A 16884-nucleotide genomic window follows, 5' to 3' on the forward strand; every position below is an offset into this window, starting at 1 on the left:
ACACCGATAAGGAGATTGCCGATGAGTGAGATGTTGGCGCCGACCCAGTCATCCGACCGGATGCTGGACGATCCCCGTGCGCTCTACTGCGACCTGCTCAAGAAGGCGTTGACCAGATACGTCTTCCGCGAGACGTGGATGCCCTACCAGCCGCGCCGGGGTTCCCTGCACGGCCGGCTCCTGCAGCGCGGCCGGCATCTGCTGCAGCGCAAGGGGCTGGAACTGGTGCTCCAGTTCCCGTTCGACCCGGAGGCACGGGCCAACGGCCGGGACTGGCCGCCGGAGGCCGACACGATGATCGGCCTGCGCCGGCTGGACAACCTGGAGCAGTGCATCGCGGACGTGCTGGACCGGGGCGTACCCGGCGACCTGATCGAGACCGGGGTCTGGCGGGGCGGCGCGACCATCTTCATGCGCGGAATGCTGCGCGCCTACGGCGACCGGGACCGCACGGTGTGGGTCGCGGACTCGTTCCGCGGTCTGCCGAAGCCGGACCCCCGCCGGGTCGAGGACGTCGAGGACGCGCTGTGGCAGGTGCCCTTCCTGGCCGTGTCGCAGGAGCAGGTGCAGGCGAACTTCGAACGGTACGGGCTCCTCGACGACCAGGTCCGCTTCCTCAAGGGCTGGTTCTCGGACACCCTGCCCAGCGCTCCGGTGGAACGCCTGGCGGTGATGCGTCTCGACGGGGACCTCTACGACTCGACGATGGTGGCGCTTCGTTCGCTCTACCCGAAGCTGTCGGTCGGGGGGTACGTGATCATCGACGACTACCACGCCGTACGCGGATGCAAGCAGGCCGTGGACGACTTCCGTGCCGAGCACGGCATCGAGGACGAGCTGCACCAGGTCGACTGGACGTGCCGCTACTGGCAGCGGTCGCGCTAGCTGTACTGCTAGGCCGTGTGTCAAAGCCCCTGGCCGGCCTGCGGAGGCCGAGAGGACCGGCCGTTTCGGCCGCTGGTGAACCGCCGCTCGCGGCCCGTGGTCCGGCCGGATCGGAGCCGCCCGCTCCATTGAGAGTGATGCCTGTGAGTCATCTTGATGCCTCACAGGCATCACCCTCATTGTGGTGTCCGCCGTCCGCCCCTCGGCTCGACCGAGGACCTTGACAGACGGCCTAGACGAGTGAGTCGAGCGGTATACCTCAGAGTCATATTCATTCCTCTGAGGTATACCGCTCAATGCCGTGTCCGCCTCCTACGGAGGTGCGGCGCGGCTCAGTTGGCCGGCGCCGTCTGCGGGTTGGTCGCGAGCCACTGGGTGACCCGGTCCTCGCGCACGGCCGCGAAGAGAGCCTGGGCCTTCACCTCGTCCAGCCGTACCGCGGACCCGGCCGGGGTCTGCAGATTGGGGTCACTGAAGGGGACGGTGACGAACTGGACGGTCTCGGGCTTCACCCGGCGCACCGCGAGGGCGAGGTCGGCCAGATTGAGGTCACGGTCGACGATGAGTGACTCGGCCGCCGTGGTGAGCACCCGGTCGAGTCGGGTCGGGTTGGTGAGCAGACTCGTCGCGCTGATCCGCTCCGCGAGGGCACGGACCACCAACTGTTGGTCGTAGATGCGCCCGAAGTCGCCGCCGGGCACCCCGTGCCGCTGACGCATCAGGTCGTCGGCGGCCCTGCCGTCCAGGTCGTGGCAGCCGGCGGTCCAGGTGACCCCCGTGTCCGAGGAGGTGACCGGGTACGGCAGGCAGACGTTGATGGCGCCCACCGCGTCCACGAGCTTGCGGACGGCGGCGAAGTTGGCCACCAGCACCCCGTCCAGGGTCAGACCGGTGAGCTTGGCGACCGTCTCGGCGGCCAGCGCGGCGCCGCCGAAGGCGAACGCTGCGTTGATCTTGTTGAGTCCGCCGGACCAGACCCCTTTGGCGGCGGGGACGTCGACGTAACTGTCCCGGGGAATCGAGACGACGGTGGCCGCGTCCCGGGCGGCGTTGACGTGCACCAGCATGAGCGTGTCCGACCGCTGACCGGGGTAGAGAGCCTGATCAGGCTCACCGTCGCGCGAGTCCGATCCGAGCAGCAGCAGGTTGAGGGGCCCCGACTCCCAGCGGCGTTCGTCGTGGGGCGCGGTGCCCTGTCCGAGGATGTCCTCGCGCTGTACCCGACTCTCGTACCGGTGCTTCAGACCGAAGCCGACCGTGACGAGGCCCGCGCAGAGCACCGCGAAGACCAGGGTCAACCCGATCATGGCCTTCTGCCAGCCCGCCATCGCCCGCCATCGGGACGTTGCCGCCGGGCCCGTCCTGCCGGGGTAACCGGTCACCATCTTGACCACCTCTGCGCCACCTGTCGGGACATCGAATCTGTTGCGGAGCAAGGGATGCTGGCCGACCAACAGCGTCAACCACTTAAGGGGTATTTAATCACTCTTTAGGGTTTCTATGGGTTTTTATCCTGTTTGCCCGATTCCGGCGATGCCATCCTGACCTCCGAGTTGACGAGGGAGATGGCCATGTACGGAGTACCTACCAAGGGTCCACACATCGGCGGAGGGCTGGCCGCCACCGGGGTCGCCATCCAGTCGTGGTTGCTGGTCGGCGTCGGCCTGGTCGTTCTCGGCCTGGCGTTGTGGTTCGTCGCCCTGCTGGGCCGCGAACGATGACAGGTTCCTCCAGCTGGGGGGCATGGCTGCGCGCGACGACGGGCATCCTGTTCGGCGTCGCCGTGGCCGCCGCGACCCTGTGGCGGTGGCACGACATCGCCAGCGGCGAGGCATGGCTGAACGCCCGCCTGGTCGACGCCGTCGGCCTGGCGAACGCCAAGTCGATCGGCGCGGCGGTCATCTTCCCGCTCGACGAGCGCTGGGTCGGCTTCATGGTCTCCAGTGGATGCTCGGTCGCCATGTTGCTGATACCGCCGATCGTGCTGGCCTCGACGCTCGTCGGGTTCCGGCGCATCTCGATGTCACGTGGCCTGAACGCCCTGGGAATCGCCACCCTGCTGCTGATAACGGTGAACCAGGTGCGACTCGCCGCGGTGGTGGTCTCGATGCAGACCTGGGGCTTCCGGCTCGGCTACGAACGCAGTCACGTGCTGATCGGCTCCGTGATCACGACGGCCGGCCTGATCGCCGTGGCGATCCTGTTCGTTGTCCTGGTCAGCCGGACCAAGCGCATGCGGGGGGCGATCGCCGGTGTCCGCTGAGACCCAGACCCTCGCGTTGCTCAACACGGCGGCGTTCCTGCTCTGCGTCAGCTTCTGCGCGTACGTGCTCAGCATCCTGGTCTTCCACCTGAAGACCCGACGTAGCCGCGGCGGCAGCCCGGACGGCTTCGACTGGCACGTCATCGTGCCGTGCCGCAACGAGGCGTCAGTCATCGGCGACACGCTGCGGCGGCTGCTCGGCGACTTCCCCCAGGTGACCGTCTGGTGCGTCGACGACGCGTCCGACGACGGCACGCTCGCCGAGCTGGCCGCGTTCTCCCACGAGCCCCGGGTACACGTCGTCCGTCGTCAGCTACCGGACGCGCGGCAGGGCAAGGGCGCCGCACTGAACGCCGCCTGGCGCCGCATCGAGCAGTCGCTGCCGGCCGACGTCGACCGTACCCGGGTGATCGTCGGCGTCCTGGACGCGGACAGCCGGCTCGACCCGCAGGGCCCCGTCGCCCTTGCCGGCCGGCAGTACTTCGGCACGGAGGATGTCGGCGCCGTGCAGGTGGAGGTGCGGATGCTCCAGTGCGCGCCGCGCCGGTACGCCCCGGTGACCGAGGTCAGCGGATGGGGACGGCTGCTGATCCGGCTACAGGACATGGAGTTCCGCGCGCCGATCGCCGCCATGCAATCCCTGCGTCGACGCACCGGCAGCGTGGCGATGGGCGGCAACGGCCAGTTCACCCGCCTGTCGCTGCTCAACGACATCGCCGCCGAGCACGGCACACCCTGGCACGGTGCTCTGCTGGAAGACTTCGAGCTGGGCCTGCACATCCTGCTGGCCGGTGGCCACACCGAGTACTGCGCGGAGAGCTGGGTGGCCCAGGAGGCACTGACCCAGATCCGGCCCCTGGTGCGGCAGCGGACCCGCTGGGCTCAGGGCTCGATGCAGTGTGGCCGCTATCTGGGCAGGGTCCTGCGCTCGCCCCGGATCGGAAACTCCGCGACGCTGGAGATCGCCCACTTCCTGGCGGCACCGTGGACCCAGCTCCTCGGCACCCCGGTCTATGTCGCCTGCCTGGCGGTGATGATCTACTACGTCGACCACACCGCCGGCGGTCTGGGCGGCTGGTGGGACAGCGGCGGGTGGGGCGTACCACCGCTGGTGCTCGTCTTCGGCATCGGGCCGTTCGCCCTGTGGGGAATCGTCTACCGGGCTCGCTGTGAGCCGCAGTTGTCGGTGAGCAAGGCCCTGCTGCTAGGCGTCTGCCACTGGCTCTACAGCTACGCCCAGTCGCTCGCGGTCTGGCTGGCCTTCGCCCGCATGGTGACCGCCCGCACCGACTGGCAGAAGACCGCCCGCGCCGCCGACCCGCAACCGCAACCGACCCCGGTCCGGGCCATCGGTCGAGTGGCCGTACCGACCCAGCCCCGCCGGCACCACCCGGCCCGCGGTTCGAGCCGTGTCGACGGACCTCGCTCGATCAGACCGCCTCGCCACCTGGTCCACCTCGCGCACCTCACCACCACCCCCACCACTGACCACCCCACAACCGCCCACACCAGAAAGTAGACATCTATGCCACGAGTCAGATCCGGTCTCGCCCGAACCGCTGCGGTGCTGGCCGGTGGCCTCGCCATGGCCGTCCTGGCGGCCTCCCCGGCGTTCGCCGACACCTCCCAGTCGTCAGCCTCCGCGCTGCAGATCAGCCTGCTCGGTGGAGGACTCGCGAGTTCCGGCACCGCGTCGGCGACCAACGACGGCACCACCGAGTCGATCTCCGGCAACCAGAACCCGCCGTTGGGCGTGCTCGGCGGACAGACCGTCATCACCGCCGGGGTCCTGGCGCAGAATGTCCGCGCCTTCAACGACGGCACCTCGGCGGCCTGTGCCGGCGTGCTCGGCGTGGGTGGCACGGTGACCATCGGCGCCGGCGGGTCCTGCCTCGTCACGCCCGGCGCGGCAGTGTCGCTGAACCTCGGGACCAACGGTCTCGCCACGATCGCCCTGGTGGCCGACGCCATCTACTCGTCGTGCACCGCCACCAGTAGCCCGTCCGCGACGGGCACGACCTCCCTGGTCAACGCCCGCATCACGTCGACCCTGCTGGGCATCGAGACGACGCTGCTCAACCTGCCGGCCAACCCGTTGCCGAACACCGGGCTGAGCGTGCCGGGGCTGATCGACCTCACACTCAACAACCAGACCAGCTCGGGCGTCGGTCAGCTCAGCGTCACCGCGCTGAACCTCACCGCTCTCGGTGGGGCGCTCGCGGGCGTGACCATCGGCACGTCGAGCTGCGGGGCCAACGCGGTCGCACCGCCCATTCCGGTGATCCCGCTCGCCGGGGCACCGCTCGCACTCGGTATCGGCGCACTCGCGGCCGGCACCACCGGCGGGTTCTCGCTCTACCGGCGCCGCCGCGCGGCCGCCAGGAGCTGACCCACCATGTGTGCGAGCAGGTCGACGACACGAGAGGTCCTGATCCTCGCCGGCACCAGGCCGGAGGGTGTGAAGACCGCGCCTCTGATCCGCCGTCTCCTCGATGATCCGAGGTTCACGGTGCGGGTGGCGGACACCGGTCAACAACCGGGACGCGTCGCCGAGGCACTCCTCCCGTTCGGCCTCCGCCCCGAGGTGAGCCTGTGCCCGCAACGGCGTACCGGCTCGCTTGCGGAGCTGGCGGCGGCCCTCATCACGGGGGTCGACGACCTGCTCGCACACCACCGTCCAGCGGCGGTCGTGGTGCAAGGGGACACCACGACCGCCCTGGCCGGCGGGGCGGCCGCCTTCTGGCGACGTACCCCGATCGTCCACCTGGAAGCTGGCCTGCGGACCAACGACCTGGACCGGCCGTTCCCGGAGGAGGCGAACCGGGCGATGCTCGCCCGGATCGCCTCCCTGCACCTCGCGCCCACCGAGGAGGCCAGGACCAACCTCCTGTCCGAGGGCATCGCCTCCGAGGTGATCGCGGTGACCGGCAACACGGTCGTGGACGCACTCGAGGACCTCATCGAGCGCGGGGCGGCCCGACCACCGGCCTGGGTCGACCCGACCCGCAAGCTGGTGGTGGCGACCGCGCACCGCCGGGAGAACTGGGGCCAGGGAGTGGCGGCCACGATAGACGGACTTCGCCGGCTGGCACGGCAACGCCCCGACGTCCAGGTCGTCATGGTCGCCCATCCGAATCCCCGCCTCAGCGCGGAGGTCAGCGCGGGCCTGGCGGGTATCGCCAACGCACGGGTCACCCCGCCACTGGCCTACCCGCAGATGGTCGGGCTGCTGCGGATGGCCGACCTGGTCGTCACGGACTCCGGCGGACTCCAGGAGGAGGCGGCCACCCTGGGCGTGCCGCTGCTGGTGACCAGGGACACCACCGAACGTCCGGAAGCCCTGGCGGCGGGTCGGGGCGAGCTGGTCGGCACCGATCCGGAGTTGCTGCTTTCGGCCGGGCTCCGGCATCTCGCCAGCGCTCGCGTGCCGGCGGTCGGCTCACCGTTCGGCGACGGACGGGCCGCCGAGCGGTGCGTCGCCGCCATGGCGCGGCTCCTGGACGTGTCGGCTCGGCGCGTCACGCAGGTACGCCGGACGATCGGCGCCGCAACCTGACACACCACTGATTCGGACAATCGTTAGAATTTCGGGACAAACCTCCTTGGATCGTCTGATAATTGGCCCATCGATCGGCAGCCTTGCGCGCCGAGGTCCGCACAGATCAGTGATCGAAGGAGTCTTCAGGTGCAGGCGAGGTTGAACGGGCAGCAGTCCCCGACTCTGCAGGGCAGGTTCTCCGCCCAGCACAACGCCTTCGGCGTCCTTCGCCTGGCGATGGCCTGTGGCGTGATCATCGCGCACGCCGGGCCGCTGGGCTTCGGCCGGGCGAACATCGGCGCGGCGACGTTCGGCCGACAGAGCGACCTCGGCACCATGTGCCTGTACGGCTTCTTCCTCATCTCCGGCTTCCTCATCGCCGACAGCGCCCTGCGCTCCACGCTGCGCCAGTACGTCCGCGCCCGTGTGCTGAGGGTCTTCCCCGGACTGTGGGTCTGTCTGCTCGTCACCGCGTTCGTCTTCGCCCCGCTGGCGGCGCTCTACGAGAACGGCAATCTCGACGGGTTCTGGGGGCACCCGGAAGGGCCGTTCGACTACGTCACCACCAACATCCTCGCCTCGATGGAGCAGTTCCCCATCGCCGGGCTCCTGGCCGACACCCCGTACGGTCAGATCGTCGGCGGACCGAGCGCCTTCGACGGGGCGCTGTGGACGCTCCGGTACGACCTGGCGCTCTACGCCGTGGTCGCCGTCCTCATGGTGACCTCGGTGCTGCAACGCGCCCCCCGCGCGGTGCTCGTGCTGGCCGGCGGCTGCTACGCCCTGATCCTGGCCGACTTCTTCGCCGCGCCCGGCTGGAGCTCCCGGCCACCTCAGCACGGCGCGGTCGGGCCGTTCCCGCTGATCGGGGCGTTCGCCGCGGACTGGACGCTGATGCTCGGCTTCCTGTTCCTGTTGGGAGCCGCGGCACGCCTGTACGCACACCGGGTCCCCATGAACTCCACGCTGGCCGTGCTGGCCGCCGGCACGCTGGTCTGCTCGCTGTGGCTGGGCGGATTCTTCGCGGTCGGCCTTCCGGCGTTCGCCTACCTGGTGTTGTTCGCGGCGGTCGCGCTGCCCAAGAGGTGGTCCCGCATCAGCCGCCGGACCGACTACACGTACGGCATCTACATCTACGGCTTCCCGGTGCAGCAGATGATCGCCCTGCTCGGCGGCACCCGGTTCGGGATCGTCGGCTACATCGTGCTGAGTCTGCTCGGCAGCGTCCTGTGCGCCGCCCTCTCCTGGCACCTGGTGGAGCGTCCCGCACTCGGGTTCAAGACCGGCAGTGGACGCGCCCGGCACCGGGTCGCCAAGCAGGCCGCCCGTCGACGGCCGCAGCGCGCGACCGGCCCGGTGAGCGCCAAGCCAGCCGAGGCACGCCCGTCGACCGGCCGCCCCGGACGGCACCAGGCGGGCGCTCGGCACAGCCGGTCCCCGCTGCCGATTCCGAAGGTGGGGGCCGCGCTGCGCCGCGCCGACCGGTCCCGCACGCCGGACCTGACGTTCCTGGTCCCACCGAGCCGGGACACGACGGCGGCCGCGCCGAAGAGCGCGATACCGGGCATCCCGGCCCTGACCGCGCCGTCAGAGCCCGCGCAGACCACCGCGACGACGCCAGCTCAGTGACAATGAACGGGGGCCGGAGTCAGTGACTCCGGCCCCCGTTGGTACGCCCGGAAGCGTTACGAAACCGGGTACTGCGCGATGTAGACCGGCACACCGACCTTCGTCATGTCGGCCGCGTCGCCGACGCCGTTGACGACGTGGTCGATCGTGCCGGCGCTCAGGTTGACGGTCATGATGTGGTGCAGCCGCACACCCGGCCGGTTCGGCATCTCGAACCCGTTCTCCGTGTGGATCGACGGGTTGTTCTGGTTGAAGACGTACACCCCGCCGCCGTAGAGGTCGTGGTGGCGTACCCGGTCGCCGACCTTGTAGCCGGCGTAGCCCTCGACCGGGCCGTTCATCCAGTCGGCCTGCGTCGGCGGGTCGTACGGCAGCTCGTTCTGGTAGAGGACCGTGGTGCCGTGCTCGCCGTTCCAGACGGTGTTGTAGCGCTGGAAGTGCTCGACGAAGAGGCCCGTCGCGGTCACGTGGTCGCCGTTGATGATCACGCCGTACCGACCGGTGTTGGTGCGCCAGCGGTCGGTGTCACCGTTGACACCCTCGGTGAAGCCCTCGACGCCGTGGTCACCGCGCCACACCCAGGTGTGGTCGATGAGCACGTTGTCGCTGTTGACCTCCAGCGCGGTGTTCGTCCGGCCGATGTGCGGGCCACCGACGCGGAAGTAGACGTCGGACAGCGTGGTCGGGTTGGCCGGGCTGCTGGCGTCGTGGCCGTGCTGACGGCCCACCCGTAGCAGGACCGGCGACTCGACCGTACCGGCGTCGATCGTGACGCCCGCGACGATCACGCCGGGCGCCCCGGCGACGTCCAGTGGGACGGCGCCGTTCACCGCGGTGAGGGTGGCGTGGCCGATGCCGAGCACCACCGTGTTGGCACGCCGGATCTCGATGCTGCGGGCGATGTCGTAGACGCCGGGGGTGAGCAGCAGGTGCTTGCCGCGCGCGAGCTGCGCGTTGATCACACGGACCGGGTCGGACGGCTTCGCGATGAAGAAGTCGTCGATGCCGATGGTCCGTCCGGGGGTGACGCCGTCGGCCCACGAGACGCCCCGGCTGTCGCGCTGCGCCGCCGGCACCCGCACGTTGTAGTGGCCTCGGGAGTCCACGAAAAGGTACGGCTTCTCCCGGCTCACCGGGGTCGTGTCGAGGGTGGTGTACGGCGGGTCGGGGAACGCGGCGTCGTCCGGCGCGCCCTCGACACCCGCGAAGACCTGGTTCCACACCGCGTTGGACCACCCGGCGACCTCGCTGTTGCGGGTGAGCCACTGCTGCTGGGAGCCGTTGGTGGTGGCCGGCAGTCGCGAGTCGGCGATGAAGCCGCCGCTGGCGTACTGCGGGCCGGCCGTGCAGTAGTCCATCAGGGACAGCCCGCCGCCGGTGATGTTGAGCCGGCGCATCGAGACCGCCTGGGACACCGCCCAGAAGTTCGCCGTCGAGCGGCAGCCGTCCTGACCCGCGCCGTTCACGGTGAGCGAGAGGTTCGACAGGGTGCGCCAGAAGTTGACGAGCGCGAGGCAGTTGCCGGTGCCACCGTCGGCGAGGCAGCGGTTGTAGACCTCGATCTTGCCGTTGACGGCGACGTCGGTGGGTGCGGCGCCGAGGCCGGCGACCTCGGTGTAGTAGCCGACCTTGGCCTGCAACGGCTGCTCGGCCGTGCCGTAGCTGCCCGGCTTGAACAGGTAGGCGTGCCGCTCGGTGCCCATCTCGTTGTCGACCTGCCGGGCGTTCGCCGCGTCGAGGGTCTGCTGGATCTCCCCGACCGGCATCGACGGGTCGAAGACTGTCACGTTCGGCCCGAAGTCGGGCGCGCTGTGCGTGGGACGCCCCGCGCTGGCCGCGGTGCTGGTCATGGTGACGGCGGCGGTCACCACCAGGGCAAGGGTGAGGGTACGTCGGGATGTGCTCGTCATGTGGTTCGTCGTCCTATCCGCCGGCCGGCACGTGCTCCCGGCACAGCTGGGATGTGAGAGCGCTCTCTGGAACGTTTCTACTCGGTCGGCGGCCCGTACGCCATGCTTACTGTCGCCGATGTCCATGGTGGATGACCGGCCCTGATCCGGGGAGGCTCCCGTGCGAATCGACTCGTTGCCCCCGGTGGACGAGCACGCCACGCTGATCGCGGCCGGGCCGCAGGACGTCTGGCCCCACCTCCTGCACGTCGTCGAGGAGACGTTCGGCGGGTCCGGCATGGGCGCGTACGCCCGCCTGGTGCGCGCCGCTGACCCCGTCGCGTCCGGCCCCCGGCCGCTCGCCGAGGGCTCGACCTTCCCCGGTTTTCACGTGGTCACCGCCCACCCTGCCCAGGAGCTGACATTGCGGGGCAGTCACCGGTTCTCGACGTACGCGCTGATCTTCCGCCGCCACGCCACCCCCTGAGCCCCGCGCCCAAGATCCTCACAACATCCGGGATGTTGCTGCCTCAGACGCGCCGGAGGCAGCAACATCCCCGAAGCTGCTGCCTGGGTTCAGCCCAGGGCCAAGGGGTGGGTCAGCCCAGGGCCAGGTGGCGCAGGCCCAGTTGGTCCAGGACCCGCCGCTCTTCGGCGGTGACGGGTTCGCGCCCTGTTGCCCTGCGCAGCAGGGTGATCGGGTCTCCGGTGGCGTCGACCGCGACCTGCCACCGTGGGCCGAAGAGCAGGCGCAGCAGGTGTTCGGTGGCCGCCGGGCCGAGCCACGGCTCGCGGGGTACGGCGTCGGCGACGTCGAGCCCGTGCAAGCCCACCTCGACGAGCCGGGTGGTCAGGAAGTCGGTAAGCAGCATCGCGTCACCGTGCCGGGTCCGGACCACCCGGTCCGCGGGCTCCTCCCGGCACACCTCGACAACCGTCCGTCCGGTGTCCACGAGGTCCCGCACGAGCAGAGCCGGGTCCGGGTCGGCCGCGCGGCGCTGCGCTGTCCGTACCCGCTCGTCGTTCGTGTCGTCGCTGAACCGCCCGTCCGCGCGGTAGTACGCCGCCGCGGTGGTCCCGGCCCGCTCGGGAGCGGGCGCCGCCACCATGTCCGGCACCCGCGAGAGTACGACGACGACGTGACCCACCACGTCGCGTACCCGCCAGGGATGGCAGCGCGTCGGCCGCTCCCACGCCAGCGCCGGCAATGCAGAGAGCGCGGCAACGAGCGCGGCAACCTCCCCACCAAGAACAGACAGCACAACACGCGCCTCGTCACTCATGCCCCCGATCCTGCCGCCCAGTCACCCGTCACCCCCGCCCCCACCCCACCCCCCCGCCCCCGCCCCCGCTCCCGCTCCCGCTCCCGCTCCCGCTCCCGCTCCCGCGATCTTGCAGTTTGTGTCGACGTTATGCAGCTTTTGCCCCTTATGCCACGACAGAAAGTGCAAGATCGCGGGGAGCGGCGGAGGCGCGGGGAGCGGCGGAGGCGCGGGGAGCGGCGGAGGCGCGGGGAGCGGCGGAGGCGCGGGGAGCGGCGGAGGCGCGGGGAGGGGCGGGGGCCGGGGGCGGGGGCGGGGTGGGGTCGTCCAGGAAGTCGTCGATCATGGGGGCCAGCCAGTCGGCGCGCTGTGGGATCGTCGTGTGGGTGGTGCCGGGCAGGATGGCCAGGCGGCAGGCCGGCAGGCCGGTCAGGTCACCGGGCACCGCGCCACCGAGCAGTCGGAACATCCGTACCGCGTGTTCGGGCTGGATGATGTCCGAGTCGGCCAGCACGATCATGGTGGGCACCGCCAGGGCCGCGATCTGCTCGGGTGTCCAGCGGGGCAGGTTCGCGTCCAGCACCTTCATCTTGGTGACCAGGTTGGCCCAGCCCGCCGGGTCCCGGGAGGTCCGCAGGTACTCCTCGTGGAACTCCGAGCCGTGCAGGTGCTCCGGTCGCAGGTCCTGGATGCCGTCGAGCAGCCCGGGGTGCAGGCCGGCGTCGTCGAAGCTCACCGAGGCGAGCACCAGCCGTCCGACCCGTTCGGCGTGGTCGGTGCCCAGGCGCAGCGCCACCGCCGCGCCCATGCTCCAGCCGTACACGTCCGCCTGGGCGACGCCGAGGCGGTCGAGCAGTTCGACCACGTCGGCGGCGAAGTGCTCGACGGTGAACGGACGGTCGGCGTCCGGGGTGTGGCCGTGGGCCTGCAATTCGACGGCGATCACCCGCCGGGACCGTGCCAGGAACGGCAGGATCGTGGCGAACGAGGTGCCGATGCCGGAGAGCGCGCCGTGGACGAGCAGCAGTGGCCGGCCTTCGCCGTCGCCATGGGTCTCGTGGTAGATGTCCATGCCCACACGGTGCGGCAGCGCGCTTACGGTCCGCTTCAGGTCGGCTTACCACCGCTAGGATGACCGCCGTGCAGTTCGGGGTGCTCGGGCCGCTCGCCGTCACCACGGATACCGGCGAGCAGGTGGTGGTGCCCGGCGTCAAGGTACGTGCGCTGCTGGCCGATCTGCTGACGAACCGCGACCAGGTCGTCTCCGCCGACCGGCTCATCGACGACCTGTGGGGTGACGACGCCCCCGCCAATCCCACCGGCGCCCTTCAGGTGCGGGTGTCCCAGCTCCGCAAGGCGCTGAACGACGCCGAGCCGGGTGCCCGCGACCTGGTCGAGTCCCGCGCTCCCGGCTATCTGTTGCGGGCCGGGACGGTCGACGCCGACCGGTTCGCCGAACTGGCCCGGCACACCGACGTCGGCCGGCTGACCGAGGCCCTGGCGCTGTGGCGGGGCGAGGCGTACGCCGACGTGGCCGACGCCGAGTTCGTCCGCGCCGAGGCGACCCGTCTCGCCGAGCAGCGTCTCGCCGTGCACGAGCGGCTGGCCGAGGCGCGGGTGGCCCGGGGCGAGCCCGACCTGGCCGCCGCCGACCTGGCCGAGCTGGTGGCCCGCAATCCCCTGCACGAGGGGCTGCGGGCGGTGCAGCTCCGTGCGCTGTACGCGGCCGGTCGCCAGTCCGAGGCGCTGGACAGCTACGCCGACCTGCGGGATCGGCTCGCCGACGAGCTGGGCCTCGACCCGAGCCCCGAGCTGGTCGCCCTGCACCGCTGGGTCCTGGAACAGGACGCCGGCCTGAGCGCGCCGCCGAAGGCCGCGATCATCCGCAACAGCCTGCCGGCGCAGCTCGACGAGTTGGTCGGTCGTGCCGAGGCGCTGACCGAGCTGCGTGCCCTGCTGCCCGGGCGGCGGCTGGTCACGCTGGTCGGCCCGGGTGGTGTCGGCAAGACGCGGCTGGCCACCGAGACCGCCCGCACCCAGTCGCCGCCGGACGGCGTGTTACTGGTCGAGCTGTCGCCACTGCCGGCCGGTGACCCGGGCGTCGCCGAGCAGGTGCTCGGCGCGCTGGACGTCCGCGAGGCCGCCGGTGCCAGCCTGTCCCCCACCGACCGTCTCGTCACGGCGCTGCGCCAACGGCACCTGCTGCTGGTGCTGGACAACTGCGAACACGTCATCGAGCCGACCGCCGCGCTGGTCGCCCGGCTGCTGCGCGACGCGCCGGGGGTGACCGTGCTCGCCACCAGCCGTGAACCTCTCGGTCTGACCGGGGAACTGCTGTGGGACGTACCCCCGTTGTCGTTGCCGCTGTCGGACGGTGACCCGGACGCGGTCCGGCGCTCGGCGGCGGCCCGGTTGTTCGCCGCCCGTGCCGCCGCCCAGCAGCGCGGATTCCGCCTCGACGAGCGCACCGCGCCGGCGGTCGCCCAGCTCTGCCGTCGCCTGGACGGCCTGCCGCTGGCGTTGGAGCTGGCCGCGACCCGGGTCCGCGCGCTGGGCGTGCAGGGCGTGGTGGAACGGTTGGACGACCGGTTCCGACTGCTCACCACGCAGCAGCGTGACGTGCCGGCGCGCCAGCGGACGCTGACCGCGGTGATCGGCTGGAGCTGGGACCTGCTCGACGAGGCCGACCGGCGGGTGCTCGCCCGACTCGCGGTGTTCCGTGACGGCTGCACGCCGGACGCCGCCGAGCAGGTCTGCCAGACCGACCTGGACTCCCTCGCCCGGCTGGTGGACCGGTCGCTGGTGGTGCTGGACGACGCGCCGGAGGGTCCGCGCTACCGGCTGCTCGAATCGGTCGCCGCGTTCTGCCTGGACCGCCTGGACGACGCCGACGAGGTCCGGACGCGGCACGCGAGCTACTACACGGAGTTGGCCGAGCGCGCCGACCCGGAGTTGCGCGGGCCGGAGCAGCGGCGGTGGCTGACAGTGCTGGACGTCGAGACGGCGAACCTGCGCGCGGCGCTGGTCCACGGGGGCGGGCTGCGGCTGGCCGTCGCGCTGAGCTGGTACTGGTATCTGCGCGGTCGGCTCACCGAGGCACGGCGGGCTCTCGCCGTCGCGGGCGACCCGAAGCAGGAGAGGCGGGCGGCGCCCTGGCGGGTCGGCTTCGCGCTGCTGCGGGGCGAGGCGGTCGAGGCGGCTGACGTACGCGCGGCGGTGGCCGGCGACCCCGCCGGCCGGGGCGCCTGGTTCGCGGCGAACGCGCTGATCGAGCAGAGTGACCTGGCCCTGGCCATGGAGCTGATGCCCGTCGACGTCGACCCGTGGACCGGGGCGGCGGTGCTTGCCTCCCAGGCCAAGATCGCGCACGTCGCGGGCGACCAGGTGACGCTGGAGCGGACGGCGACCCGCAGCGCGGCGCTCTTCGCCGAGGTCGGCGACCGGTGGGGCCGGCTCCAGGCCACCGAGTGGGTGGGTGGGCTCGCCGAGATGCGCGGCGACCACGAACGCGCCGCGGCGCTGCACACCGAGGGGCTGCGCTGGGCCGAGGAGCTGCGGCTGTGGCCGCAGGTGTGCACCGAACTGTCCTGGCTGGCGTGGCTGGCGGTGCAGACCCGGGACTATCCGCAGGCCCGGGAGCTGGCCGAACGCGCGTACCACCTGGCGGTGCAGCAGGACGCCCCGGGCGCCCTGGTGTTCGCGGAGTTGTGCCTCGGGTTGGCCGCCCGCCGTGACGGCAAACTCGACCTGGCCGTCACCCACCTCGGCAACCTCGCCGAGCGGGGGCGCGCCGAGGCACAGCCGGCGCTGTACCTGCCGCCGGTCCTCGTCGAGCTGGGGCACGCGGTCGAGCAGGGCGGCGACCCGGACGCCGCGCTGGCCCTGCACGTCGAGGCGTTCGAGACCGCCGAGGCGATGGCCGCGCCCCGGGACGCGATCTTCGCGCTGGAGGGGATGGCCTCGGCGGTGGGCGGTCCGGAGATCGCGGCCCGGCTGCTCGGCGCGGCGGCCGCCGCGCGGCTCGACGCGCAGGCACCGTGCGCTCCGGCCGAACGTGACGAGGTGGACCGGGTGACCACGCGGGTCCGGGCCGCCCTCGGGCCGGAGCGCTTCGAGGCGCTGGCCGACGAGGGCGCGAAGCTGAGCCCGGGCGAGGCCCGGGCTCAGCTCTGAGGGGGACGGTCAGACGGCGCTCTTCGGCCGGTACGTCGCCACGATCACGCCGCTCCTGTGCACCCGAGTGTCGACCAGGTCGAACGACGCCGTGAAGTCGTTCAGCGGCGACGTCACGCTCGGCGCGCCCTGCAACACCGGGTGGATCCAGAAGCGGACCTCGTCCACCAGACCCGCGTCGACGAGCTGGGCGGTGACCGAACCGAAGCCGTACTGGATGATGTTCCGGCCGTCCTGGGCCTTCAGCCCCCGCACCGCCTCGACCAGGTCGCCCTGGAGCACCTCCGTGTTGTTCCAGGTGGGGTTGGTGAGGGTGGTCGAGGCGACGTACTTCTTGACGTTGTTGAAGTAGGCCGCGCCGGTGGTCGGGTCGCTCTCGTCCTGCTGCGGCCAGGCGACGGACATGCCGTCGTAGGTGGCCCGGCCCATCAGCATCGCGTCCGCCGCGTCGGTCAGCTCGCCGGCCAGACCCATGGCCTCCTCGTCGAAGTACGGCGCGGTCCACATCGGGTTCTCGATGACGCCGTCGAGGGTGATGTAGGTCGAGTTGATGAGCTTGCGCATCGGAATCTCCTGGGTGTCGGTCGTGTTCTCCGGTGACACCCAGAACACTGCCGGCACCCGCTTACGATTCGCTTCAGGTGCCCTTGCCCGGCTCCGAAAGCGGCTTCGAAAGCGGGTCCGGCAGCTGGTTGGCGAGGGGATCTACCAGCGGGATCGGCAGCGCCTGTGTTGCCGCCGTGCCGCCGCCGGCAGAGTGCGCCGGCGCGGGCCGGTCGTCGACGCGGCTGTGCAGACGTCCACGCTCCGCCGGTCCGGACCGTCGGGTGACCTCGACGGTCACCATCGCCACCGGTGGCGGCGGCGCGGTGAACCGGCCGGCGCCCCAGCGCACCCAGATGGGAATCCGTCCGGCGTCCGCCTCGGCGGTCAGCTTCTGCACCGTACGGGCCCGGTCGGTGTGGTCGACCTCCACCACCACCGGCGGCCCGTCCGGACGGGCGCACGCCACGTCGAGGACCGAGTGCCGCTGCTGCATCGGCGGCGGCAACGGCAGGACGCTGGGCGCCCGCCGGTAGACCCGCCAGCCCTGCGCCCTGGCCCACCGCACCACGGTGTCGATCACCCGCGCCGTGACCTCGTCCGTGTCCAGGTCGACGAAGGTCAGCTCGGCGAGGGACCGGCCCAGGTCGGCGGCCAGCCGTTCACCCTGCGCCGTGACGTCCACCGGCGCAGGATAACGCC

The 16884-nt window shown here is 71.3% G+C and carries 15 protein-coding genes; 9 read left to right on the plus strand and 6 right to left on the minus strand.

Features of this window, described 5'->3' with window-relative positions; translation table 11 throughout:
• The first annotated feature begins 21 nt into the window (after nt 1–21).
• Entirely contained in the window at nt 22–885 is an 864-nt protein-coding gene (locus ABZU91_RS22020; RefSeq protein WP_355243401.1) for a TylF/MycF family methyltransferase, read from the plus strand.
• A 332-nt stretch (nt 886–1217) separates the two neighbouring features.
• On the opposite strand, the gene ABZU91_RS22025 is transcribed toward ABZU91_RS22020, so the two are convergent.
• Nucleotides 1218–2270, minus strand: coding sequence for an LCP family protein (locus ABZU91_RS22025; RefSeq protein ID WP_355243404.1), 1053 nt, complete (start codon nt 2268–2270; stop codon nt 1218–1220).
• A gap of 186 nt (nt 2271–2456) precedes the next feature.
• On the opposite strand from ABZU91_RS22025, the gene ABZU91_RS22030 reads away from it, so the two are divergent.
• The 6 genes from ABZU91_RS22030 (at nt 2457) to ABZU91_RS22055 (ending at nt 8315) form a co-directional block, all read left to right on the plus strand.
• Nucleotides 2457–2606, plus strand: coding sequence for a peptidase (locus tag ABZU91_RS22030; RefSeq protein ID WP_355243407.1), 150 nt, complete (start codon nt 2457–2459; stop codon nt 2604–2606).
• Nucleotides 2603–3148, plus strand: coding sequence for a hypothetical protein (locus ABZU91_RS22035; protein ID WP_355243410.1), 546 nt, complete (start codon nt 2603–2605; stop codon nt 3146–3148). Before ABZU91_RS22030 ends, ABZU91_RS22035 begins: the two co-directional genes overlap by 4 nt.
• Nucleotides 3138–4667, plus strand: coding sequence for a glycosyltransferase (locus ABZU91_RS22040; protein ID WP_355243413.1), 1530 nt, complete (start codon nt 3138–3140; stop codon nt 4665–4667). Before ABZU91_RS22035 ends, ABZU91_RS22040 begins: the two co-directional genes overlap by 11 nt.
• Before the next feature lie 6 nt (nt 4668–4673).
• Nucleotides 4674–5537, plus strand: coding sequence for a choice-of-anchor P family protein (locus tag ABZU91_RS22045; protein WP_355243416.1), 864 nt, complete (start codon nt 4674–4676; stop codon nt 5535–5537).
• 6 nt (nt 5538–5543) lie between these two features.
• A complete protein-coding gene (wecB, locus tag ABZU91_RS22050; RefSeq protein WP_355243419.1) occupies nt 5544–6704 on the plus strand; it encodes a UDP-N-acetylglucosamine 2-epimerase (non-hydrolyzing) in 1161 nt (386 codons plus the stop codon).
• Between the two features lie 129 nt (nt 6705–6833).
• Entirely contained in the window at nt 6834–8315 is a 1482-nt protein-coding gene (locus ABZU91_RS22055; protein ID WP_355243422.1) for an acyltransferase family protein, read from the plus strand.
• A 56-nt stretch (nt 8316–8371) separates the two neighbouring features.
• On the opposite strand, the gene ABZU91_RS22060 is transcribed toward ABZU91_RS22055, so the two are convergent.
• Nucleotides 8372–10225: an adenylyl cyclase gene (locus tag ABZU91_RS22060; RefSeq protein WP_355243425.1), complete on the minus strand. Its 1854-nt coding sequence runs from the start codon at nt 10223–10225 to the stop codon at nt 8372–8374.
• A gap of 160 nt (nt 10226–10385) precedes the next feature.
• On the opposite strand from ABZU91_RS22060, the gene ABZU91_RS22065 reads away from it, so the two are divergent.
• Nucleotides 10386–10691 carry a hypothetical protein gene (locus ABZU91_RS22065; protein ID WP_355243428.1) on the plus strand — a complete coding sequence of 102 codons (306 nt, stop codon included), beginning with the start codon at nt 10386–10388 and terminating at the stop codon, nt 10689–10691.
• 112 nt (nt 10692–10803) lie between these two features.
• Here ABZU91_RS22065 and ABZU91_RS22070 read toward each other — a convergent pair whose 3' ends face one another.
• Together ABZU91_RS22070 and ABZU91_RS22075 are read right to left on the minus strand one after the other, a co-directional pair.
• Entirely contained in the window at nt 10804–11487 is a 684-nt protein-coding gene (locus tag ABZU91_RS22070) for a maleylpyruvate isomerase N-terminal domain-containing protein (RefSeq protein ID WP_355243431.1), read from the minus strand.
• Nucleotides 11488–11632: 145 nt separating this feature from the next.
• Nucleotides 11633–12538 (minus strand): alpha/beta fold hydrolase, encoded by a 906-nt coding sequence (locus ABZU91_RS22075; RefSeq protein WP_355243433.1) that lies wholly within the window; start codon nt 12536–12538, stop codon nt 11633–11635.
• 59 nt (nt 12539–12597) lie between these two features.
• On the opposite strand from ABZU91_RS22075, the gene ABZU91_RS22080 reads away from it, so the two are divergent.
• Entirely contained in the window at nt 12598–15639 is a 3042-nt protein-coding gene (locus ABZU91_RS22080) for a BTAD domain-containing putative transcriptional regulator (protein ID WP_355243436.1), read from the plus strand.
• Between the two features lie 9 nt (nt 15640–15648).
• On the opposite strand, the gene ABZU91_RS22085 is transcribed toward ABZU91_RS22080, so the two are convergent.
• Both ABZU91_RS22085 and ABZU91_RS22090 read right to left on the minus strand, forming a co-directional pair.
• Nucleotides 15649–16260 carry a dihydrofolate reductase family protein gene (locus tag ABZU91_RS22085; RefSeq protein WP_355243439.1) on the minus strand — a complete coding sequence of 204 codons (612 nt, stop codon included), beginning with the start codon at nt 16258–16260 and terminating at the stop codon, nt 15649–15651.
• A 16-nt stretch (nt 16261–16276) separates the two neighbouring features.
• Nucleotides 16277–16867 carry a hypothetical protein gene (locus ABZU91_RS22090; protein ID WP_355243442.1) on the minus strand — a complete coding sequence of 197 codons (591 nt, stop codon included), beginning with the start codon at nt 16865–16867 and terminating at the stop codon, nt 16277–16279.
• Nucleotides 16868–16884 lie beyond the last annotated feature (17 nt).

It is taken from the genome of Micromonospora sp. NPDC005174, assembly GCF_040608495.1.
Taxonomy (GTDB): Bacteria; Actinomycetota; Actinomycetes; order Mycobacteriales; family Micromonosporaceae; genus Micromonospora.

Coding starts and splice junctions, on each gene's coding strand:
- ABZU91_RS22060 (WP_355243425.1), bottom strand. CDS start 10,225: ATGACGAGCACATCCCGACGTACCCTCACCCTTGCCCTGGTGGTGACC.
- ABZU91_RS22020 (WP_355243401.1), top strand. CDS start 22: ATGAGTGAGATGTTGGCGCCGACCCAGTCATCCGACCGGATGCTGGAC.
- ABZU91_RS22045 (WP_355243416.1), top strand. CDS start 4,674: ATGCCACGAGTCAGATCCGGTCTCGCCCGAACCGCTGCGGTGCTGGCC.
- ABZU91_RS22030 (WP_355243407.1), top strand. CDS start 2,457: ATGTACGGAGTACCTACCAAGGGTCCACACATCGGCGGAGGGCTGGCC.
- ABZU91_RS22025 (WP_355243404.1), bottom strand. CDS start 2,270: ATGGTGACCGGTTACCCCGGCAGGACGGGCCCGGCGGCAACGTCCCGA.
- ABZU91_RS22080 (WP_355243436.1), top strand. CDS start 12,598: ATGACCGCCGTGCAGTTCGGGGTGCTCGGGCCGCTCGCCGTCACCACG.
- ABZU91_RS22075 (WP_355243433.1), bottom strand. CDS start 12,538: ATGGACATCTACCACGAGACCCATGGCGACGGCGAAGGCCGGCCACTG.
- ABZU91_RS22070 (WP_355243431.1), bottom strand. CDS start 11,487: ATGAGTGACGAGGCGCGTGTTGTGCTGTCTGTTCTTGGTGGGGAGGTT.
- wecB (WP_355243419.1), top strand. CDS start 5,544: ATGTGTGCGAGCAGGTCGACGACACGAGAGGTCCTGATCCTCGCCGGC.
- ABZU91_RS22035 (WP_355243410.1), top strand. CDS start 2,603: ATGACAGGTTCCTCCAGCTGGGGGGCATGGCTGCGCGCGACGACGGGC.